The following is a 22,363-nucleotide window of genomic DNA, read 5'->3' as shown; positions in this document are numbered from 1 at the left end:
CGCCGGCCTTTCTGCTGTGTAAGCCGTTTCCCCTTGTGAGTAATGCACCTGAGGGACGATCGGGGAGAGCCGGGGTTGGTGCAGGACTCTTCCGGATGGTGGGTGGGTCCGCCGACCGGCAGGCTGGTGGACATGACGACGAACCTGACTGACAGCAAGCCCCAGGCCGACTACTACGGCAACTCCGACTTCCACGCCGAGTTCGGCTCCGACTCCGGCGCCGGCTCCGGTGCAGCCTTCCACGGACAGCCCCGGCCCGCGGTCAGGAAGCTGACCCGCCCGCGCCAGGGCCGCATGCTGGCCGGTGTGTGCGCCGGTGTGGCGAACTACCTCAAGGTCGACCCGGCGATCGTCCGCTTCGCCGCCGTCGTGCTGGCGATCTTCACCGCAGGCACTGCCGCGCTGGTCTACGCGGCGGGCTGGGTGCTGATGCCCGAAGAGACCACCGACACCGTCAGCGCTGGCTGAACATCCAGCGTTGGCCCTCCGGATCCGCTGCCCGGTAGATGACCCCGTGGCCGGCGTCCTCGATCTCCGAAAGGATCGTGGCGCCGGCCGCTTTTGCTTGTTCGAAGTGTTTGTGTACGTCGTCGACCTCGGCGAAGACGCCGTTGACGATGTACGGCGTCTGCTGCCAGGTGCGGGCCTGCTCGCAGGTCTCGGCGTGGTGCCGCGGGCTTTCGTAGCCGCCCCGCAGGTCGGCGAGGAAGATTCGCCCATCGCCGAGGGACAGCGTGGCGTGCCCGATCGTGCCGTCGTCGTTGGTGTACCGCTCCACCTCGGTGAACCCGAACCCCTTGATGAGGAAGTCGATCGCCGCCGTCGCGTTCTCGTAGGCGAGGAACGGAACGATGGCTGGTGTGTGCTGCTCGGACATCACGAGCTCCTCTCTCGGCAAGATGCTTGCTCACCTTGCCATTAGTTATCAGAATCTGCAACTATTGGCTCATGGCAGCCACCGATTCCGTCGACAGCTTCTTCGAGGCGCTGGCCGACCCCACCCGGCGGCAGGTCGTCCAGTTGCTGGGCGAGGGCCCGCAGCGCGCCGGCCAGCTGGCCAGGGCGACCGGCACGTCCGCTCCGGCGATGAGCCGCCACCTGCGCGTCCTGCTCGCGGCCGGCCTGGTCGAGGATGAACGGGTGCCCGACGACGCGCGGCTGCGCGTGTTCCGGCTCCGGCGGGAGTCGCTGGTGGCCGTGCAGGCCTGGCTCGACCAGGTGCAGGCGCACTGGGACGAGCAGCTGGGCTCGTTCAAACGCCACATCGAGAGCAAGCAGAAAGAGGCCGGCTCGTGAGTCGTACGTCCGCCAAGGCCGAGGTCGAGGTCAGCGTCGAGCCGGAGGCCGCGTTCGCGATCTTCACCGAGGAGATCGACCTGTGGTGGGTACGCGGGCCGATCAACTTCCACGACGCCTCCCGCCTGGTCGAGCAGCGGATCGAGCCCGGCGTCGGCGGCCGCGTGCTGGAGATCTACGAGGGCGACCAGCTCGAGGCAGGCCGGATCACCGTCTGGGAGCCGGGCCGCCGGCTGGTGGTCCGCGGCACGGTGCAGGACACCGAGACCGACATCCGCTTCGAGAAGACCGGGAGCGGCACCCGGGTCACGGTCGAGCAGTACCTCCTCCCCGGTGGCGATCCCAGGACCGTGGGCTTCGGCTGGGTCACCATGCTGCGTACGTACGTCGCCTGGCTGGATCGCCGCGACACCGCGCCACGCACGCCCCGCGAGGTGGGCCGGCTCGCGCTGTTCCTCTACTACGACGATCCGGCAGCTGCGGCTCGCTGGCTGCACCGTGTCTTCCAGCTCGGCGACTGGGACGTCGACCGGGTGCCGGACGAGGGCGAAAGCCCCGGCTGGATCGAGTTCCACGTCGGCGACAGCTCGGTGATGCTGCTCCCGCGAGATGGCGCCGCCGAGGGAGCGCGGACGCACGAGCCGATGGTCTACGTCGACGACCTGCGGACGCACTTCGCCCATGCCAAGGCCGAGGGCGCGACGATCGTGACCGAGATCCAGCATCACGGGCACACGTGGTACTCCGCCGACGACTGCGAGGGCTACCGCTGGACGTTCTCCCAAGCCAGGCCGACCATGCCCTGACCAATGCACTGACCAGTTTGGGACGTTGGGGAATGTCGGCGGGGGATGGCACGATGTTCAGACGTGCGGTCGGCTTCGGTTCCCAGGGAAATTCTGGCGCTCGCCGCCGTCGCCTTCTGTGTGGCTCTTGGGTTCGGTGTCCTCACACCCGCGATCCCCTTGTTCGCCCGGCAGTTCGGCGTCGGCGCGACAGCGGCCGGCGCGGTGGTGTCCGCGTTCGCGTTCATGCGGCTCGCGTTCGGCCCGTTCAGCGGCAAGCTGGTCGACAAGCTCGGCGAACGGCTGGCGCTGGTGTCCGGGCTAAGCGTGGTGGCGGTGTCGAGCGCGCTGGCCGGCCTGTCCCAGAACTACCCCCAGCTGCTCGTGCTGCGGGCGGTCGGTGGCATCGGGTCCACGGTGTTCACGGTCGCGGCGACCTCGCTGGTGATCCGGGTCGCGACGGCCGAGCTGCGGGGTCGGGCGATGAGCGTCTACCAGTCCGGCTTCGTGATGGGCGGCATCGTCGGCCCGGCAGCGGGCGGCGCCGTGATCGGGTTGTCGCTGCGGGCGCCGTTCTTCTTCTACGCCGCCGCGCTGGCGCTGGCCTGCGCGGTCGGCCTGCTGTTCCTGCGTGAGCTGCGCCCCAGCCCACCCGGCCCGGATGGCTCGGGTGGCCCGGCCGACCCGGTGGCCCCGGCCGCGGCTGACCCCGCACCCAAGGCCCCGTCGATGCGGTTGCGCGACGCGCTGCGGATGCCGTCGTACGTCACGGCGCTCACCGCCAACCTCGCGGTCGGGTTCGCGCTGTTCGGCATGCGCAGCGCGCTCGTACCCCTGCTGGTCGTCGACAAGATCGGCGCCGATCCGAGCTGGGTCGGCTGGTCGTTCCTGGTGTCGAGCATCGTTCAGACGGGGCTGATGTTCCCGGCCGGCAAGCTGGTCGACACCGTGGGCCGCCGGACGCCGTTGATCGGTGGCGCGCTGGTGACCGCCGCGGGTTTCGCGATGCTCGGGATCGACGGGTCGATCGTGGTCGTGATGGCGGCGATGGTCGTCCTCGGCGTGGGCGGCGCGTTCCTCGGGCCGGTGCCCGGCGCGCTGCTCGGCGACGTGGTGACCGGCCGCGGCGGCACGGTCGTGGCGGTGTCGCAGATGGTCGGTGACGTCGGTGCCGTGCTCGGCCCGCTGGCGGCCGGGCTGCTGGTCGAGCACCTGACCTTCGGCGCGGCGTTCGGTCTGGGCGCCGTGGTCGTGGCAGCGGCCGGTATGTGCGGGTTCGTCCTGCCACGCACAGTGGCCCGCCAGCCCTTGCAGACCGAACAGGGCACGGCCTGAAAGGATCGGGTCCGTGGAGTACGTCGTCATCGGTCTAGCCATCCTCGCCGCCGTGCTGGCGGGCTTCTTCCTCGTCGCGGGCCGGCGCGCCAGCCGGAAGGCGCCGCCAGAGCAGCCGGGCGGCACGACCGCCTCGGGTGCGTCGGGCGCGGAGGAGTCGTCCGAGTCCGGTACGGGCGGCTCGACCGGCACGGCGACCGCCGAGCCGGTGCCGGCGCCCGATCTCGTCGAGCCCGAGGCACCGGCCATCGAGCGTCCGGAGCCCGTGCAGGGCCGGCTCGTCCGCCTGCGGGCCCGGCTCGCCAAGTCCAAGAGCACGCTCGGTCAGGGCCTGCTGGCGATCCTGTCCAGGGACCGGATCGACGACGACACGTGGGACGAGATCGAGGACACGCTGATCGCCGCCGACGTCGGCGTGGCGCCGACCCAGGAGCTGGTCGAGCGGCTGCGCACCCGCGTACGCGTGGAGGGCACGGCGTCGGCCGAGGAGGCCAAGTCGATCCTTCGCGAGGAGCTGCTCGCGCTGGTCGGCCCCGACCTGGACCGCACGCTCCACCTCGACCGGCACGAGGCGATCCCCGCGGTCGCGCTCATCGTCGGCGTGAACGGCACAGGCAAGACCACGACCGCCGGCCGGCTGGCCAGAGTCCTGGTCGCCGAGGACAAGGACGTGCTGCTGGGCGCGGCCGACACGTTCCGCGCCGCCGCGGTCCAGCAGCTCGCGACCTGGGGGGAGCGGGTGGGCGTCCCGACCGTCCGCGGTGAGGAAGGCGCCGATCCGGCCAGCGTGGCGTTCGAGGCGGTCAGGACCGGAGTCGAGGTCGAGGCCGACGTGGTGCTGGTCGACACGGCCGGCCGGCTGCACACCAAGACCGGCCTGATGGACGAGCTCGGCAAGGTCAAGCGCGTGATCGAGAAGCAGGCGCCGGTGTCGGAGGTCCTGCTCGTGATCGACGCGACGACCGGCCAGAACGGCCTGACCCAGGCGCGGGTCTTCTCCGAGGTCGTCGACGTGACGGGGATCGTGCTGACCAAGCTCGACAGCACGGCCAAGGGCGGGATCATCATCGCGGTGCAGCGCGAGCTGGGCGTACCCGTCAAGCTGGTCGGTCTCGGTGAAGGCGCCGACGACCTGGCCCCGTTCGACCCGGAAGGCTTCGTCGACGCGCTCCTCGGCGACTGAGCGCTCCGCTGCCCGTTACCGCGCAATGGTCATTGCGGTCAGGCTGGGTCGGCGGGTTGCGGTGACCGAGATCGGCCGGAGGGATGGCCACCCGGCCTTCGGAGGTCTCTGATGTACGGGTGCGTACACCTCGCGTTGCTCTCTCACTGACCGCACTGCTGCTGACCGCGACCGGGTTGGTCGGCCTACCTGCCGCGGATGCCTCCGGCGGTGACACTCATGGGCCTGGGCACGTCGACGTGCTGTTCATCGGAGCCCATCCAGACGACGAGGCCGGTGGGCTGTCGACGTACGGGCAGTGGCGGGAGGACGACGACGTCTCGACCGGCGTCATCACGGTCACGCGCGGCGAGGGCGGCGGCAACGCGGTCGGCCCGGAGGAGGGCCCGCCGCTCGGGCTGCTCCGCGAGGCCGAGGAGCGCCGGGCCGTCGGCAGGGCCGGCGTCACCGACGTGCACAACCTCGACGAGGTCGACTTCTACTACACAGTGAGCGAGCCGCTGACCCGGCAGGCCTGGGGCCACGACGACACGCTCGCCAAGGTCGTCCGCCTGGTCCGCCAGATCAAGCCGAACGTCATCGTCACGATGAACCCCGCTCCCTCGCCGGGCAACCACGGCAACCACCAGGAGGCCGCGCGGCTCGCGGTCGAGGCCTACTACGCGGCCGCCGATCCCACCCGGTTCCCCGACCAGCGGCTGGCACACTGGCAGACCGCTCGGCTGTTCTCCAGCGGCGCCGCCGGCACCGGCCCGGCCGGACCCGACTGCGCGAGCACGTTCGTACCCACCGATCCGACCGCAGACATCTATGGCGTGTGGAGCGGCCGTCCCTCGCAGCGGAACGGCGGCAAGTCGTGGGCGCAGGTCGAGCGCGAGGCCCAGCGGGAGTACGCGTCACAGGGCTGGGCCGGCTTCCCCGACGTGCCGACTGACCCGAACGCGCTCGGCTGTGACCGCTTCACCCAGATCGACTCGCGCGTGCCGTACACGCCGGGCAACACCGCGCCCGGCGCGATGCTCGAGGGCGCGTTCGGCTCGACGAGGCTCTGGCTGACCACGAGCGCGTTCGGCGTGCACCCGGGCGTGCCGTTCGACGTCGCCGCGCACACCAACGTCCGCGACGCGAAGGTGTCGCTCGCCGTACCCGACGGCTGGCGGGTCGAGCGGACGGCACCCCTGCGGTTCAGCGTGACTCCACCGGCGAACGCGGCCCTCAATACCCGGGCCCGGCTCACAGCTTCCCTTGCCGGCAAGGGGAAGACGAGCCGCGCGGTCGAGGTCCGCCCGGTCGTACGCGGCATGCCGCAGCTGCTGCCCGCCGTCGCGCAGTACGAGGAGTGGACGAACGACGTCGGTGTGCCGCAGCTGTCCGGCCGGGTCACGCCGGTCCTCACGCTGGCCGGCGGCGGATCGCGTCCGGTCCGCGTCGACGTGAGCAACGACGGCACCGCGAGCGCGTCCGGCACCGTCAGGCTGAGCCTGCCGAACGGCTTCGCGGCCGACGCCGCCGAGAAGCCCTTCGGTCCGCTGGCAGCCGGCGAGTCGGGGTCGGTCACGTTCACGGTCACCAACACCGACGCCTCGCTGCCGACGTCCAACCTGGGCGGCGATTTCCCCTACACGATCACGGTCGGGAACGACGTACGGACGGCCGCGCTGGAGCTCGTACCTGCGACCACGATCCCGCAGGCGACGACCGCACCGGCGCTCGACGGCGTGGAGACGCCAGGGGAGTACGGCGGCCAGGCGCTCGATCTCTCCCGGTTGTGGGAGGGAACGGCCTGCGCGTCGGCCGCCGACTGCTCGGCGACCGCGAAGCTGGCCTGGAACGGCGACGACCTCTACGTGCTCGTGCACGTCACCGACGACACGCCCGGCACGGTGCTGGACCCGGCCGACTGCAAGCGCCACTGGCGTACGGACTCGGTCGAGCTCGCGTTCGACGCTCGCGGCTCCAGCGAGAACACGTCGACGACGTTCAAGGCCGGCATCTTCCCGCGTACGACCGCCGGAACCCCTTGTTTCGAACGCGATGCCGACAACCGCCAGGGTCCGGGCGAGCAGGCCGCACCGGGCATGCGGGTCGCCGCGCGGGTCGAGAATCCCTACACCGGCTACACGATCGAGGCGAAGGTCGCGCTGGGCGACCTGCCGAACGCGGTCGACCCGCAGCGGCTCGGGCTCAACCTGTTCGTGTACGACTCCGACACCCAGGACAAGACCGGCCAGACGCGGATCGGCTGGTCGACGTGGGGTGGCGTGCAGGGCGACCCGTACCGCTGGGGCCTCGCGACGCTGCCCGGCTACACCCCGCCGGCCGATCGTCCGACCGAGCCGGCGGCGCCGCGGATCCCGCAGGACGCGGCCCGCAGCGTCGGCTCGCCGCAGTCGATCCTGCAGGCCGTGCGGACGCGGATACCCCTGGCAGGCGGGCCGGAGGCGCCGCGTTCCGACACCGCCGCCCTCGTCGGAAGCGCCCGGCTGCGCGGCGACAGCGTACGAGGCACGCTGCAGTCGACCGGCCCGGGCGAGGCGAACCTGTTCGTCTGGGATCCCGCTCGCGGAGTGCTCGGTTCGGCTACGATCGCACCCTCGCGGGCCGGCCAGCTGAACTACGCGATCGACGTCGACCCGGCCACGGTGGGCGCGCACGCCGTTGTCGTCCTGGGCTTCGCAGCCGACCGTGGAGGAACGCACAGCAGCGTCACACGCGTCGGCTGAAGGGACTGAGGTCACGTGCGCACCGGGGGATGGATCGTCGTGCTGAGCCTGTTGGTCGCGGCTGGAGCTGCCGCCTGCACGGGCGACGGCGGCGACGAGACACCCCGTACCGGCCTCAGCCGCGCGCTGGCAGGCGTCGGCGACACCGCGAAGACGCGTACCCGCGTCGAGTACGGCGACTTCGACGCGATGCGTGAGGCCACCGGTGGCTTGTTCTTCAACCGGCGCTACGCACGGATCGCGGGCCACGGCGCCAAGCGCGTGCTCCCGAACCCGAACCCCATGACGAGGACCGAGCTGGACCCGGCCGGCTTCGACCCGAGCCAGGCGCAGCAGGCGATCTACGCCGGCGGCGACGACGGCGCCGGGCTGCTGCTCGGTGGCTTCGTCCTCGCCGACGTCGAGACCAAGCTCACCGGCCTGAAGGCGACGAAGGAGTCCGGCGAGGACAGCACGGTCTGGTCGCTGACCGGAGCGAACGTCGGCAAGACCTGGAACCCCGGGCTGGCCGCTCTCTCCACGTCCGACCCGGGCATCGGGTACGCCAGATCGAAGCGCGAGCTGGCGCCGGTGAGCGCGCCCGGTGAGCAGACGCTGGCCGCCGACGAGTCGTTCGAGACGATCGCCGGCTGCCTCGGCGACGACATCACGGCGGCGACGATCTACTCGCCGTCCAAACGCATGACCGGCGTCGTGCGCTATGCCGCCGGCGTACAGGCCCGCGATCCGAAGCGCGTGACCGAGGTGTTCTGCGTGGTCACCTCGTCGAAGAGCGTGCGCGACCGCGTCGCCGCCGAGACCCGTGGAGCACTCAGCCGGCTCACCGCGACCAAGGACGTCGAGGTGTCGGGTGGCGGAACGCTCGTGAAGGCAACTGGGCGCCCGCGCGGTGCGGGCGCCCAGCCTGGTGCGTTTCTCGCCTACTTCGACAGCCGGCCGGCGTCGCCGGTGCTGCTGCCGTAGTCCGCGCTATCCGGGTATCGAGATCGTGAGCAGCACCGATGCCGGTGTGGGATCGGGGTTGCCCGCGGCATCGGTGGCCGTCGCGGTGACGGAGTAGAGGCCGAGGGTCGTCGGTGCGGGCGCCGACCAGGTGCACGATCTACGGGCCTGGTCACAGGTCAGCGTGGCACTGACCGTCGCCGGTGCCCCGAGCACGATCGGCCGGTACTGCACGGTCAGCTTGGACACACCCGACAGGCCATCGGACGCGGATCCGGTGAGCGGCCGTCCCGCCGCGAGGATCAGCGCGTTGTTGACCTTCGTGTCCGGTGGTGTGCCGTCGATGTTGATGCCGTCGACCGTCGCCTTCGCGGTGTTGCCGGCCTTGTCGGTCACCGAGGCCGATGCCGACTGGCCGGCACCGTCCGACTGCAGGACCGTCGGCTCCGGGCAGGACGCGACGCCCGACAAGCTGTCGGAGCAGGTCCAGGTCACGGTGACCGGTGACTTACGCCAGCCCGCTTCGTTCGCCTCCGGTGTGGCCGACCCGGTGATGGCCGGTGGTGTGCCGTCGATGTTGATGCCGTCGACCGTCGCCTTCGCGGTGTTGCCGGCCTTGTCGGTCACCGAGGCCGACGCCGACTGGCCGGCACCGTCCGACTGCAGGACCGTCGGCTCGGGGCAGGACGTCACGCCCGCCAGACCGTCCGCGCAGGTCCACGTCACGGTGACCGGTGGCTTGCGCCAGCCGGAGTCGTTCGCCGCGGGTGCGGCCGAACCGGTGATGGTCGGCGGCGTGGTGTCGATCGCGACGTAGATGATCGCGCTCTTGCCGCTGTCGGTCCGCGCGCGGATCACGTGCACACCGTCGCCCTTGACCGTGAACGGACCGTCGTACCGGAACGGCCTGCCGCCGTCGACGGTCACCTGGGCGCCTTCGCCCTTGTCGAGCCCGGCGATCGTGATCCGCGGGCTGTCGCGGTAGAAGCCGCCGTCCGGCGGTGCCGGCGTCAGCTCGAAGCCGATTCCCTCGCCGCCCGGCTCGGTCGACTCTGTGGTGAACTGCCCACCCTTGTTGGTGCTCACCCCGACATTGCCGGCACCGTCGGCGAGCTGGACGAAGAACTCCGTCAGCGTCGTCGCGCCCGGCCGCAGCGGGATGCCCGCAGACCACTGACCATCAGCGGTCTGCTGCATCTCGGCCCGGCGCCACTCCGAGCCCGCGTCGTCGCGGTACATCACGACGCCCCGGGCGACATCGGCGTCCGGCGTGCTCACCGACACCACCGCGGTCCGGCCGACCACGAAACCGTCCGTACGCGTCACCCGCGGCGGCGCCCAGTCGTCGGAGTCGGACCGGTAGACCGTTCCGGCGACGTGGCTGAACAGCCGCTGCCGCGCGCCTTCGGCGCCGCTGACGGTCTGACCGGTGATCAGCACCAGCCAGTCCTGTTGTCCGCGCGGGGTCTTGGCCATGTTCACCGACTGGATCTGCGTCGGGAACGTGCCCGCGTCCGCCGACCGTTCCGGCTCGTTGGACGTGAGGTCGATCGTCGGCCGGCTGTAGACCGGATCGACGCCCTGCCGGTCGGTCGACGCCAGCTCCTCGATCAGCGCGCCGTGTACACGCGCGCCGTCCTCGGCGGTGACGTTCAGCCGCGTGCGCGGCTCGATCGGGCGGAAGTGCGTCGTCTGCGGGAACTGACCGGGGACCGTCCAGTAGGAGCCGCGTTCGGTGCGCACCTCCTGCAGCTGCGGGTCGGCCGAGAACCGTGCGGAACGCAACCGCGGATCCTCCGCGGCCTGCGCCTTGGCGGCCGGCTTGCTCGCCGCGGCCGTCGCCGCACCCTCGCCACCGTCCTCGGTGACGCGGTAGGTCGGCAGGCCGTAGAACACCGACTCCTGCAGCACCTTCGAGTCGTACACACCGATCACGCCGAGGTCGCCGGCGTACTGCTGCTTGGCGAACATCAGCGCCTGCCCGGCCGTCACCTGGGTGCCGGAGAGCTGCTCGGCGTAGTGCTGGAGGAGCCGCTCGGAGTAGCCGACCACCTCGGTGTCGCCGTAGCCGTAGCCCGTGTTGCCGGTGAACAGCGCGGAGTGCTTCGAGGACTGCTCGGCCCAGTCGGTGAGCTGGTCCTGCTCCTCAGGTGTGGGCGAGGAGACCGCGACGTTCGGCACGTTCAGGCCCGCGTGGCAGCCGACGGTGAACAGCACCGAGCCGGCCGCGGGCGCGACGTCCGTGCTGTACAGGACGTCCGGTCCGCCGCTGGTGAACGCCTGCTCCGGCAGCGCGCCGTAGTGGTTGTGGTGCGCGTTCACCGCGAGGTACGCGGGGTCCGGCTGGTTGATCGCGTCGAGCGCGTTGCCGGAGTCCCACGGCCCGTTGTTCGTGGTCGACGGCACCTGGCTGGACAGCGCCTGGCCGATCGCCGTGGCACCGTCGGACAGGAAGTCGTACCCGAACACGTCAGCGGTGTCGGGCGCGAGCACGCCGTCGGCGCTGGTGTACTGGTCGAGCTGCGCCTCGATGTCGTCCGGCGTCTCGACCAGCCGGCCGAGAGCGACGTCCGGCACGTACAGCGAGCCGTTCAGCCAGACCTGCGGGTCGAAGTCGCCGTACGGGTCGTCGGAGAGGATCATGCCGCTTTCCAGTGCCCGGGAGACGGCGGTGTCCATGCCGCCGATCGCGGCCTCGGTGTACTCCCGCTCGTTCGCTCCGGTCACCAGGTCGGGTACGCGGCCCATCGGCAGCGCCTCGTCCGGGCCGACCAGCACGATGCTGCGCAGTCCGGTCAACCCTGGCCGCACGTTGTCGACGACCTTGTTGATCTCCCCGACGACCGCGTTCGCCTTGGCGGTCGAGCACGGGTCGCCGTCCCAGACATCGGTCATGTCGCGGACATCGGCGTTCGGGTCGGACTCGACCGGCACGACCACGCCTGCCACGTCGGAACGGGAGGCGTAGGCCGAGAGCTTCGTCATCATCGCGGCGGCCTGGCTCGCGCCGTACAGCTGCCCCATCCGCTCCTGATCGACCAGGATCAGCGTCTTGGTCGTCGTGGGCAACGGCAACGCCGGGAACGTACCGGGCGTGCCGGTGCCGAGGTCGCGGTCCCGGCACTCCAGCGGCGCGGGCGGCGGGGTGGCGCTGGCGCGCAGGATGTAGGGATCCGCGTGCGAGACACCGTTGTAGCCACTGACCTGGATCAGGAACCGCCCGTCGAGATCGGAGTCCAGCACCGGAATACTGACCGACTCGGTGGCCGTCCCGCGCCGGATCGACGTGGCCCGCAGCGGTTCGTCGAGCAACGGCACATCGGCCAGCCCGTTCGGCGCCAGGTCACTGTCGTCGGTCGCCGCCTGCTCGGAGTTGTCCTCCACCGGCACCGAACGCCAGGGAACCGAGCGCCACGGGACCGAGCGCCACGGTGTCGAGGGAATCGCCGCGCTCGGGCCGTAGACCACCAGGTCGTAGTCGGCCGGAAGGTGCGAGAGCGAGATCCGCAGGGTCGACCCTGGCTCAGGTGCGTCGAGCGAGTAGAGATCGGCATCGCCGCTGGAGGCGATGTGCCCCGCGGTCAGCTCGTCGAGCGCCAACGGCTGGGCAGATTCCGCATCCGCCGCAGGATCGTGACTGTCGTCCGCCGTCGCGGGCGCGGCGGGACCCGCGGTCGCCTCCTGGCCCGCGGAACGGTCGAGCAATGTCGACGCGCTCGCGCTCGCCTGGTAGGTGCCGAGTGTCGCACCGGGCTCGACGCCGACCACGAGGTCCTGTGTCCTGGACTCACCGGGAGCGGCGTCCTCACAGATGCCTTCGTCCCCGACCGCCGGCGAGAAACGCAGAGTGCTGCCGTCCACCTCGGGATCGGGCAGGTCGTACTCCGTCTCGCCGAAGTCGATTCGCGCGGAGCCGGGTAGCGGCCGGAACCGCTCGGCAAGGGACAGCCCGACCTCGAGACCGGCGGCCTCGTCGCAGTCGACGGTGAAGCCGATGCGGTACTCGAGCAGATCCGACTCCCGGATCAGTGCGTGATCCAGGACGGTTGAGAGCGGAGCGTCCTCGTAGGCGATCTCGGTGCCGTCCACGATCCCCGCCAGGAGCTCGCCCAACCCGAGCTGGGTGAGTCCGCCCGCGGGGAGCAGGTCCAGGAAGTCGCCGACCGTCGCTCCGCCGGCGAGTGCGTTCGCGTCCTGTGCGTCCGCAAGCGTGGGACAGGTTGCCGGAGCGCAGGTCACCAGGCTCGGGAACGCGCTGGTCTGCAACGGCCCGAGCGGCGTCTGCTCCAGCAGGATGTCGTCGAGCAGGAACGCGGTGATCGGCGCGTTCGTGCCTGCGAAGTCGACCGCCGCGAGGTCGATCTGGTCGGCGTAGTAGCCGGACAGGTCGTCACCCGCGAGCTCGAGGTCGAGCAGGGTCGTGGTGACCGGATCGACCCCCGTCGAGCAGTTCTCCGGCTGGCCGGCGAGGAAGGCACACCACGACGGCGAGGGCGGGGGCAGGTTGTCCAGCGGCACGTTGGCGAGCACGAGCCCGCTCAGGCTGACCGACCGCCACGGGCTCCAGTCCAGGTCGATGTTCGCCATAGTGAGGTCCTGGACGGCGGCCGGCAGAGGATCGAGTGCCAGTACGTCGTCGATGGTGACGGTCTGCAGGGGCACGCCCTCATAGATCGTTCCTGCCAGCACCGATTCCCACGTCGTCCCCTGCAACGGCAGAGCCGACAGCGCGATCGGATCGACGTCCACCGATCTCCACGGAATGTCCGTCAGCGGGACCGAGCGCCATGGCGTCGACCCCATCGGAACCGAGCGCCACGGAACCGAGCGCCACGGGCTCGACTGGAGCTGCGCCGTGTCAGCGAGCGCGTTCGCCGGAAGATCCTGGGTTCGGGTCTTCTCGTGACCGGAGGCGGCGCTGGCGGGTCCGACCGACAGGCTCATTCCGGAGATACCAAGGCCGCTCTGGCCGGCAGCGATCCGGCCGACTTTGCCCGTGCTCCGTTCGGTGAACCACATGTCCTTGCCCGGGCCGAGGGCGATCGCCTGGGGCGCGGACGCGCTGGTGGGCACCTGGAACCGCTGGATGGTCGAGCCGTCGGCGGTCGAACGCAAGATCGAGTTGTCGTGCTGTGCCGTAGACCAGACCGCGCCGTCGGCTCCGGCGGCGATGCCGACCGGGCCGACCCGGTTGAGGCCGGCAGAGGGCCGAACCGCGTACTCCGTGATGGCGGGCGGCGAGTCGACGGTGACCTTGCCCAGCCGGTCCGCTGACGACTCGGTGAACCACAGGGCGCCTGGCCCGGGTGCCGGTGCGATGCCGGACACGCCGCTTTGCTGGGTCGGGATCCGGATCTCTTCGAGCTTGCCGTCGACGAAGCGGCCGATCTTGTTGCGGCCCTGCAGCGTGAACCAGATCCGGCCGTCGGAGCCGGCGCTCACCTCGGTCGGTACGGAGCCGGTGCCGACGGTGTACTCGGTGATGTTCAGGCCCGGATGCGACGGTTTGGAGTCGGCGGGTGGGCTCAGGTCGATCCGGCCGATCTTGCCGGCCTTCGACTCGGCGAACCAGAGATACCGGTCCCCCTGCCGCGTGATGCCCAGTGGACGCGCGTCCTTGGTGGCGAGCGTGTACTCGCTGATCTTGCCGTCGACCGTGATCCGGCCGATCCGGTTACCGGAGTACTCCGTGAACCACAACGCACCGTCCGGACCAGCGACGATCCGTGCCGGCTCTCCGTCATGCGGCAACGCGAAGTGGGTGACGTCGCCCTGCGGCGTCACCTTCGAGATGCGGTTGCCGTCCCGGTGGGAGACCCAGATGTTGCCATCCGGCCCGTATGTGATCCCTTCGGGGTGATCTGCACCGGTACCTACTCGATATTCCGTTATGGCACCTAACGCCTGTGCCTGTGCGGCTCCAAAAGTCGCACTCGACAGGCTGGCTGCGCAGCCCATGGCGATCGCCAAGCCGGCCCGTAGCCACCTTGACCTCAGGCTCTGCCTCATCCGGGTACCCCCCTCTGGTCCCACGGTTTCGACTGTTTCTGCCCTTCCCCAAGGACTGGTCTATGAGAGCACAGGAACGGTTACGCGATCCGGCCTATCGTTGGAATCGTGCGCGACGAACCCGGATCGTCAAGTCAGCCGCTCGCGCGGCCGTCTCGGTACCTCTCGCGTCTGAAGGCTCGATGGTTAACCGAGCCGGACGGCGCGGGTACTGCCGGTGTATACCGATCCGTGTCCGGAACTGTCGTCTTCGCCGACGTCTCCGGTTTCACCGCACTGTCCGAACGGCTTGCGCGGCGTGGTCGAGCCGGCGCCGAAGAGCTCACCGACCTGATCAACGCCGTTGTGGCCGCGATGCAAGCAGTCAGCCGGCCGCTTGGTGGAGACCTGCTGACGTACGGCGGCGACGCCTTGCTGTTGTTGTTCACCGCAGCGGACCATGAGTCCAGGGCAGCCGCTGCCGCCGCGGCGATGCAGAAGAGCCTGCGTGAATTTCGCAACGTGGCCTCGGAATCCGGCCGGGTCCGCTTGGAGATGTCGATCGGCGTCGAATCCGGTCCGGTCGAGGTGTTCCTGGCCGGAGTACAACATCGTGAACTCTTCGTCACGGGGCCGACGGTGAGCCGAGTGGTCGGCCTGCAAGATCTGGCCGGACCCGGGCAGATCGTCGTCGGCCAGGCCATCGCGGCCGCGCTTCCGGAAGCCTGGTTGGGCAAACCGGTCGCACCGGAGGCACGGCTGCTGCGCACCCGGGTGAAAATCTCGGCACCTGACGCCGCCGAGATCAGATCCTCGGACGTTCCGGTCGAAGCTGCTTTGCGCGGCGTTCCGCAGGCCTTGCAGGCCTGGCTTGGCGGAGTGGACGGCGAGCATCGCCAGATCGCCGTTGCCTTCGTTTACGCCGGAGGGCTGGATGATCTGTTGCGGGACAAGGGCGCCGCGCCGGTCGCCGAGGCACTGAACACGCTGACGCAGGTGACCCTGGAGAGCTGTGCCGACCACGGAGTGACGTTCCTGGGAACGGACGTCGGTGTCTCCTCGGTCAAGCTGGTGCTGGTCGCAGGCGCGCCGACCACGACGGACGACAACGAGGACCGCCTGCTGGCGGTTCTGCGTACCGTGCTTGACACCCCGACGGCGCTGCGTGTCAAGGCGGGCGTGCACCGGGGACGCGCGTTCGCTGTCGAGGTCGGTGACGAGGAGCGGCGCGTCTACACCGTGCTCGGCGACACCGTGAATCTTGCCGCGAGGATGATGGCCGCCGCGCCCGAGGACGGCATCCTCGCCACGGCTTCGGTCTTCGAACGGCTCCGTACGCCGTACAGCCGTCGGGCCGCAGACTCCTATCGGGTCAAGGGGGTCGCCGACCCTGTGCCCGCCGCGCTGGTCGGCAGGCTGGAGCCAGTTCAGCTCGTCCCGCGTTCGGCCGAACTGCCGTTCGTCGGCAGGCAGGCAGAGCTTGCCCTGCTACGCGAGGCGATCGAAGCGGTACGTTCCGGCATGAGCCGTATCGTCGAAGTCATCGGCGAGCCGGGTATCGGCAAGTCGCGGCTCCTGGCCGAAGCTCTCGTGTTCGCCGACGAGCTGCCGACGGTCGTGATCCGGGCCCGGCAGTATGCCAAGTCCGAGCCTTACGGCGCGGTGCGCGGCCCCTTGCGCCGGCTGCTGGGAATCGAGTCCAGGTCGGACGACTCGGCTGTCGCCGAGTTGCTGGCCGAACGGGTCGACCAGCTCACGCCGGACCTGCGGCCGTTGCTGCCGCTGATCGGCGTGCCGTTCGGCCTTCGGCTGCCCGACAACGAAGTGACCGGCGGCCTGCAGGCCGATCATCGCCGCGAGGAGCTCCGCACGGCGACGGTTCGCCTGCTGCTGCGGCTGTTCCCGGCAGGCGGTGTGCTGGCGATCGAGGATCCGTACTGGCTCGACGAGGGGTCCGGCCATCTGCTCGCACGGCTCGCGGGCGTGCTGCCCGGCTGGGCTGTCTTCGTCGCGCAGCGAGTGTCCACGCCGCGGCTCGACCTGTCCACGGTCGACGACGTCGTCAGGCTCGAGCTCGATCCACTGCCCGCGCAAGCCGTCGAACGGCTGGCCACCTCGGCGGGGAAGTTCAGCGAGGAGGAGACGGCGGCGCTGGCGAGCAGGAGCAACGGGAACCCGCTGTTCCTGGAGGAGCTGGCCGCCGCCGTCGCCGGCGGGGCGGCCATCGACGAGCTGCCCGACACTGTCGAGGCCGTCATCGCCGCCCACCTCGACACGCTCGATCCGCCGGAGCGCGATTTCGCCCGCGCCGCGTCCGTGCTGGGCTCCGACTTCCCCACCAGCCTCCTGTTCGATCTGGCCGGAGTGGACCCCGAGGCCGGCCGAGGGATTCTGGACCGGCTCACTGGCGTACTCGAGACGTCGAACGACACCGCCAGGTTCGCGCACGCGCTGCTGCGCGAGTCGGCGTACGAAGGACTGTCCTACCGACGGCGCCGGGCACTGCACGGCAGGGCGGGCGATCTGCTGCGATCCGGCCGCCCGCAACAGGGCGGCGGCGAGCGCCGGGCAGCGTTGCTTTCCCTGCACTACAGCCTGGCGAAACGGCATCAGGACTGCTGGGAGTGGTCGCTGATCGCGGCGGAACGTGCCACCCACGATGCGGCGCCGGTCGAGGCCGTGGCCTTCCTCGGAAGGGCCCTGGAGTCGGCGAAGACGGCAGGCGTGGACGGGTCCGGGATCGCGCGTGTGCAGGAGCAGCTCGGCGACGCCGCCGAGGTGGCCGGGCTGTACGACCAGGCGGTCGAGGCGTACCGGCGGGCGCGGAAGCTGCGCTCCGACGACCCGGTGGCGGTCGGTGACCTGCTGCGGAAGCAGGGTGATGTCGCCGAGCACGAGGGCAGGTATCCCGTCGCGCTGCAGCTCTACAAACGCGGCTTCCGGGCCCTGGAAAAAGCCGGCGACACCGCGACGGTCGCGCGGGTCAAAGTCAAACTGATGTCGATGTACGCCTCGATCAGACTTCGGCAGGGAAGATATTCCGAAGCGATCAAAGTGCTGGAAGACGCCGTGCATCTGGCCGAGCTCAGCGCCGACCTCGCCTCGCTGGCGCATACCTATTATCTGCTCGATTGGGCGCACACTGATCTCGGGCAACCCGATCCGCAATATCGGGCGCTCGCGCTGCCTATATACGAAGAATTGGGCGACTGGCGCGGGCAGGGAAATGTGTTGAACAACCTGGGCGTCGACGCCTATTACGAAGGTCGATGGGACGACGCCGTCGAGCTCTATCGGCGTAGCCTGGAGGCCTGTGAGCGCGTAGGAGCGAGCGTGCTGGCCGCCGCGGCGACACACAACATCGGGGAGATTCATTGTGACCAGGGCTATTTCGCCGAGGCTCGGTCCGAGCTGCACGCGGCGCTCGAGATCTGGCAGCTGAGCGGATATCCGGGTGCGGCGATGGCGATCGCCAACCTAGGGAGGCTGGCCGCGCGTACGGGTGCGTTCGAGACGTCCGAGGCGTTGATCGCCGAAGCGATGGCAGACCTCGACCGGATCGGGGCGGACTCGCTTGTTGTCGATGTGGAGATGCGGGAGGTGGAGCGGCGTGTGTTGATGGGGGAAGGCGCTGCCGCTCTCGAGCTGGCGACCGCCGTACGCGCGCGGGCGGAGCAGCCTGTGCAGCAGGCGTTCCTGGACCAGATGATCGGGTGGGCGCGGGCGCAGCTCGGCGACTTCGACGCGGCCCGGGCGGCGTTCTACGCGAGCCTGCGGATCGCCCAGCAGGTGAACGCGCGGTACGAAGAGGCGCGGACCCGGGCGGCCTTGGCGCGGCTGGCCAGACTGCGGGCGGGGGGTGTGGCGACCGACGCCGAGGCGGACCAGATTTTGGCGAGTCTCGGTGTGATTTGGACTCCACTTCCGCCGTTGAGATAACGTGAATTCTCGACGGAACGTGACGAAAGTGTGGGCGCGGTGTCCGTTTACGCACGAGATTCGCCTTAGGCGCGCCTGCGCAAACACGTAAAGTTAAGGGCGAGGCCGCTTCCTGTCCGCTACCGATGTGCCTGGGTGATGTAACCGGTAAGTGGTTTCGGCGACAATACGACCATGGAGACCGATGTGGCGAGGAGACTGGTCGGCAAGTTGCGTGACTTCGCGCAAACCCAGCTCGATGGGGAAGAGCGTGCGTTGTTTGCGTTGCTCGTCGCGCCTGGCGTCGCCCAAGCCTACCCAGAAGATGATGTACACGGTTTCGCGATGACCGACTGGAGTCCGCAGCCGCTGCCCGACGACCTCGTGAACGCGTTGCGAGCGGGTGGCCTGCGAGTGGTCGGCCTAGGGGAGTCTGGTAACGGTAACGAGCACTAGTGGTGGAGTGGTTGGGGCCTGGCGTCGAGGAAGTCGTGGGGAACAGGCCCTAACCCGCAATGGTCTACGTGTGGTCTATCCGTAGATGGCTTTTCGGGCAGAAGTGGAGCAGACTTCGCAGGTTTCGGCGTGGCGACCTGCGGCTGCGATCCCTTGTTGGTCCAGGATCTGTGGCAGTTGGACGCAGGCGGTGGCTGTGCCGTTGGACAGCAACTGCAGTACCAACGCCGCCCGGAGCCGGCGGCGGGCGCGGTGGAGGACGACCTTGGCGGCGCCGTGCCGGATGCCCAGCGCCTTGGCGACGTCGGAGATGTCGAAGCCCAGCGTGACCAGCCGCAGGGCGACCGCGTCGCGGCGGGAGAGGCCGCCGACCAGGCCTTCGACCATGGTGGCGATGTCGCGCAGGGCGGTCAGCTCGGCGGGATCTTCCGAACCGTTGACGGGTTCGGTGTCCTCCGGCTCCGACAGGACCAGCCGCGACCTGTCCCGCCGGGTGTCGACGGCGGTGTGCCGGGCGATCGCCAGCAGCCAGGCCCTGAACTTGTCCGGATCGCGCAGTTTGTGCAGCGACTGCAGGGCACGCGCGAACGTCTCCTGCACGGCGTCGGCCACCTGGTCGACGTCACGCAGCTGGTCGCGGACCGCCAGCTGCACCACGCCGACGAACTCACGGTAGAGCGCGGCGAACGCGTCACGATCCCCGCCCCGCACCGCTTCGACCAGCTCGGCGGTGCTGATGGTCTGGTCAGTACTCATCATGCTGGCTCCGAACGCTGCTCAGACACCATATGGGCTCCAAGGTTTGTCCGGCAGGGCGTTGTCGGCCAGGGCCTGCAGAACTGTCTTCACCTGAAACGGCGTCGCGTGTGGATGACGTGACAGCACGAGGGCCACCAGACCCGAGATGTGCGCTGCCGCGAAGCTGTTGCCGGTGGCGCGGATGGTCTGGCCGCGCAGCCAGGGCACTTCGATGTCGATGCCTGGTGCACCGAACTCCACTGGTGGAGAAGGGTTGTAGTCGAATCGGAAAGGGTCCTTGCCGCCATGGGCGGCAACGGAGATCACGGAGGCGTACTGCGAGGGGTAGCTGTCGACCGGGAGGTTGTTGACCGCCGACACCAGCGTCGTACGGCGGAAGTACGCCAGGTCGCTCAGCTCGTGCAGCTCGGCGAAGTGCTCACGCTTGCTCGTGCCCAGCGACAGGTTGACGATGTTCATGCCGTTGTCGATCGCCCAGCGCAGGCCGGCGGTGAACACGGCGCCCTGCCCGGACAACCGCGAGCCCAACACGCGAACGCTGTAGATCTCGGCGTCCGGCGCGATCATACGAATGATCCCGGCGCAGGCCGTGCCGTGCCCGAACAGGTCGGTGTGTGTCTCGTGGGTGAGCTGGACCTTGCCGTTGCCGTCGAGCTCGACCACCACGCCACCCTGCACGGAGCCCACCGCCGGGTGGCTGGCGTCGATCCCGCTGTCGATGACCGCGACTCGGACGCCGCTGCCGGTGGAGCCGCCCCATGCCCATTCCCTGGTGATCGGAGAGTCGAGCTCGAGTGGCGAGGTCCGCGGTAGGCGGTGCCGGTCGAACTGCTGCGACCACGCCGGCCTCATGGCAGTGGTCTTCCACGCACGTACGCGAGGAAGTCGCGTACTAACCGGGTCGCTGTGGACCGTTCGATCGGACCGACCTGGCCCAGCTCGGCGAACGCCGCCGCGAGCTCGGCCAAGTCGGCGGAAGGCGCCGGGGAGTCGGCGGCCACCCGGTCGAGGGCGGCACTGAGGTCTTCGGTGTGGGACGCGGTTCCGGCGGCCGCGAACAGCGCACGGCCGAGCTCGCCGAACGCACGGGCACCTTCGATGGCGAGCGCGGCCTGCGTGGCGAACAGCGCGAGCAGCTCCATGTCCTGGCCGGCGGTGGGGGAGGCGTCGAGCACCTCGATCACCCCGATCACGCCGCGCGAGGTCTCCATCGGAACGGCGAGAATCGACCGCGGCCGGTAGCCCGTCGTGGCCGCGAAGCCGGCGGCCCAGCGCGGGTCGCTCTCGACCTGCTGGACGGCCAGCGGCTGACCGGTCAGCGCGACCCAGCCCGCGATCCCTTCACCTGCGGGCATCCGGCGGTCGAGCAGCTCGATGTCGGCACCGCCACTCGCGGCGGCGAAGACCAGCTCGGACTCGTCCTCGCTGAGCGTCAGGATCGAACAGGCGCCGGCGTCGAACAGGCGGCGGGCGGCCGCGGTGATGGAGGTGAGCAGCTCGAGGTGGCCAGGTGGTGCCAACGCGGGTCCAAGCTCTGACGCGATTCTCGCCAACGCGGCGGCCACCTGCTCGACCATCTCACCCCCAGGGCCCGCGTTTCGGGCACTGCTGTCGGCGGTTGCCCCTACCCCTAGGTCACCGCAGTCCGAAGTCTTGTCCAGTCCCTTGCGATCACCACATGTGCGGCTCCGCCGCGTGGCGCCCGCGCGGGCTCACCCCACTCTCCCTCGGGATGCTGCCTTACATCGACCGCGCTGGCAAGCCGTTTCAGGACATTGGTCGGCGTTGGTCCCAAGTCAGGTCTAAAGGCCCTGTCGGTTTGCACCGAACGGGCTGCCGGGCGGCCCGTTCGGTCAGCTCGCTGGACGATCAGACCCGTATGATGTGGGCCGGTTCAGTTGCAGATTCGGCACTGCCGCGCGAAGAACTCCACACCTGAAAGCGATGTCGCCTGGCTCCTGCCTTCCACCGCAGGATAGACGTTGACGATCTGAATCGCGACCGTTCGCACACCTTCCGCCTTGACGTCGAACTTCTGGAATTTTCCGGGTTCGTCCTCCAACGTCAGATCGACCGAGCCGCCGCTGCTGAAGAACAGCCTGATCTGCCGCGGCCGTGGCCTTGAGAGATACGTCGCACGATCACTGGACGCGCCGTTGTAGATGCCGATCGCCGCGAGGTCGACGGGCTGGTCGAACACCGCGGCGATGCGCTGGCCCTCGCCGCTGCCCTGCACGCCCTCGGCCCAGAACGTCTCCGGGTCGAGGTCGAGAACGGCGGCCGACGCGGGATGCCCGCGCTCGGAGGTGATGGCGGCGGCCTGGACCGGCCGGACCGGCTCGACCTTCGGCCAGTATTGGTTGACGTTGCCGACGAGCGCTCGCTGGATCGGAGCACGGTAGGCGATCAGACCTCCGATCAACGCGAGCGGAATGGCCAGCTTGACGAACAGCTTCAGCCTCCGGCCGCGTCGCCGGCTGCGGGCCATCGACTCGCGGACAGGGCGATCGCCGGCGGCGACCGGCACGCGCTTGCGCATGAAGATCCGGCGGTACCACGGCGGACGGTAGACCGCCGCGTCCTTCAGTGAGTAACCGCAGTGCGAGCAGAAGTTACGGGACGGCTCGTTGCCGGATCCGCAGTTCGGGCAGATCAGGTCGCCCGCCGCCTGCGGTGGCTCCGGCGGCCGGACGGGCCGGGGCGGTGCGGGCGTGGGCGTTCCGGGGAGCACCGGCTCGATCGGCTGCGTGGGAGGCGGCTGCTCCGGCTGCGGAGTGTTCGCGATCAGCGACCGGGCCCGCTCGGCCTGCGACGGACCGGACGGCTTCTGCGGCTGGGCCGGTTGCTGCGGCTGGCCTGGCTGGCCTGGCTGGCCGGGCTGGGGAACGCCCTGCGCTGGTTGACCGGGCGCCTGCGGCAACAGCCCTGTGGGCTGCTGCGGGCCGCCGGACGCACCGAATCCGCCCATGCCGCCGCCA

The 22,363-nt window shown here is 69.9% G+C and carries 15 protein-coding genes; 9 read left to right on the top strand and 6 right to left on the bottom strand.

Going from position 1 to position 22,363, the window contains the following annotated elements; translation table 11 throughout:
* Positions 1-132 precede the first annotated feature (132 nt).
* Positions 133-468 carry a PspC domain-containing protein gene (locus tag ACYVF6_RS31770; RefSeq protein ID WP_460526376.1) on the top strand — a complete coding sequence of 112 codons (336 nt, stop codon included), beginning with the start codon at positions 133-135 and terminating at the stop codon, positions 466-468.
* Here ACYVF6_RS31770 and ACYVF6_RS31765 read toward each other — a convergent pair.
* Positions 455-877 (bottom strand): VOC family protein, encoded by a 423-nt coding sequence (locus tag ACYVF6_RS31765; protein ID WP_460526374.1) that lies wholly within the window; start codon positions 875-877, stop codon positions 455-457. The genes ACYVF6_RS31770 and ACYVF6_RS31765 overlap by 14 nt on opposite strands.
* A 71-nt stretch (positions 878-948) precedes the next feature.
* Here ACYVF6_RS31765 and ACYVF6_RS31760 point away from each other — a divergent pair, with 71 nt between their 5' ends.
* The 6 genes from ACYVF6_RS31760 to ACYVF6_RS31735 all read left to right on the top strand — a co-directional run bounded on the left by ACYVF6_RS31760 (position 949) and on the right by ACYVF6_RS31735 (position 8,285).
* Complete coding sequence (locus ACYVF6_RS31760) at positions 949-1,296, top strand: ArsR/SmtB family transcription factor (RefSeq protein WP_460526372.1); 348 nt, start codon at positions 949-951, stop codon at positions 1,294-1,296.
* Positions 1,293-2,102, top strand: a complete 810-nt coding sequence (locus ACYVF6_RS31755; RefSeq protein ID WP_460526370.1) for a VOC family protein — start codon at positions 1,293-1,295, stop codon at positions 2,100-2,102. Before ACYVF6_RS31760 ends, ACYVF6_RS31755 begins: the two co-directional genes overlap by 4 nt.
* A gap of 63 nt (positions 2,103-2,165) precedes the next feature.
* Entirely contained in the window at positions 2,166-3,416 is a 1,251-nt protein-coding gene (locus tag ACYVF6_RS31750) for an MFS transporter (RefSeq protein WP_460526368.1), read from the top strand.
* A gap of 13 nt (positions 3,417-3,429) precedes the next feature.
* Positions 3,430-4,599 carry a signal recognition particle-docking protein FtsY gene (gene ftsY / locus ACYVF6_RS31745; protein WP_460526366.1) on the top strand — a complete coding sequence of 390 codons (1,170 nt, stop codon included), beginning with the start codon at positions 3,430-3,432 and terminating at the stop codon, positions 4,597-4,599.
* Positions 4,600-4,718: 119 nt separating this feature from the next.
* Positions 4,719-7,322, top strand: coding sequence for a sugar-binding protein (locus ACYVF6_RS31740; RefSeq protein WP_460526364.1), 2,604 nt, complete (start codon positions 4,719-4,721; stop codon positions 7,320-7,322).
* 15 nt (positions 7,323-7,337) lie between these two features.
* Positions 7,338-8,285 carry a hypothetical protein gene (locus tag ACYVF6_RS31735; protein WP_460526362.1) on the top strand — a complete coding sequence of 316 codons (948 nt, stop codon included), beginning with the start codon at positions 7,338-7,340 and terminating at the stop codon, positions 8,283-8,285.
* A gap of 6 nt (positions 8,286-8,291) precedes the next feature.
* Here the strand turns inward: ACYVF6_RS31735 and ACYVF6_RS31730 are convergent, their stop codons facing one another.
* A complete protein-coding gene (locus tag ACYVF6_RS31730; protein WP_460526606.1) occupies positions 8,292-14,222 on the bottom strand; it encodes a virginiamycin B lyase family protein in 5,931 nt (1,976 codons plus the stop codon).
* 282 nt (positions 14,223-14,504) lie between these two features.
* On the opposite strand from ACYVF6_RS31730, the gene ACYVF6_RS31725 reads away from it, so the two are divergent.
* Positions 14,505-18,191, top strand: a complete 3,687-nt coding sequence (locus tag ACYVF6_RS31725) for a tetratricopeptide repeat protein (protein WP_460526360.1) — start codon at positions 14,505-14,507, stop codon at positions 18,189-18,191.
* Between the two features lie 174 nt (positions 18,192-18,365).
* The gene (locus tag ACYVF6_RS31720; RefSeq protein ID WP_460526358.1) at positions 18,366-18,626 is read left to right on the top strand and encodes a hypothetical protein; all 261 of its coding nucleotides are present in this window, start codon (positions 18,366-18,368) and stop codon (positions 18,624-18,626) included.
* 75 nt (positions 18,627-18,701) lie between these two features.
* On the opposite strand, the gene ACYVF6_RS31715 is transcribed toward ACYVF6_RS31720, so the two are convergent.
* The 4 genes from ACYVF6_RS31715 to ACYVF6_RS31700 form a co-directional block, all read right to left on the bottom strand.
* The gene (locus ACYVF6_RS31715) at positions 18,702-19,385 is read right to left on the bottom strand and encodes an RNA polymerase sigma factor (RefSeq protein ID WP_460526356.1); all 684 of its coding nucleotides are present in this window, start codon (positions 19,383-19,385) and stop codon (positions 18,702-18,704) included.
* A gap of 18 nt (positions 19,386-19,403) precedes the next feature.
* Complete coding sequence (locus ACYVF6_RS31710; RefSeq protein ID WP_460526354.1) at positions 19,404-20,237, bottom strand: S8 family peptidase; 834 nt, start codon at positions 20,235-20,237, stop codon at positions 19,404-19,406.
* Positions 20,234-20,962, bottom strand: a complete 729-nt coding sequence (locus ACYVF6_RS31705; RefSeq protein ID WP_460526352.1) for a GAF domain-containing protein — start codon at positions 20,960-20,962, stop codon at positions 20,234-20,236. Before ACYVF6_RS31705 ends, ACYVF6_RS31710 begins: the two co-directional genes overlap by 4 nt.
* 317 nt (positions 20,963-21,279) lie before the next feature.
* Positions 21,280-22,353 (bottom strand): zinc ribbon domain-containing protein, encoded by a 1,074-nt coding sequence (locus ACYVF6_RS31700; protein WP_460526350.1) that lies wholly within the window; start codon positions 22,351-22,353, stop codon positions 21,280-21,282.
* Between the last annotated feature and the right edge of the window lie 10 nt (positions 22,354-22,363).

It is taken from the genome of Flindersiella endophytica (genome assembly GCF_054779015.1).
The sequence above is the reverse complement of the archived record's forward strand: the minus strand, read 5'-3'. Positions and strand labels throughout refer to the sequence as shown.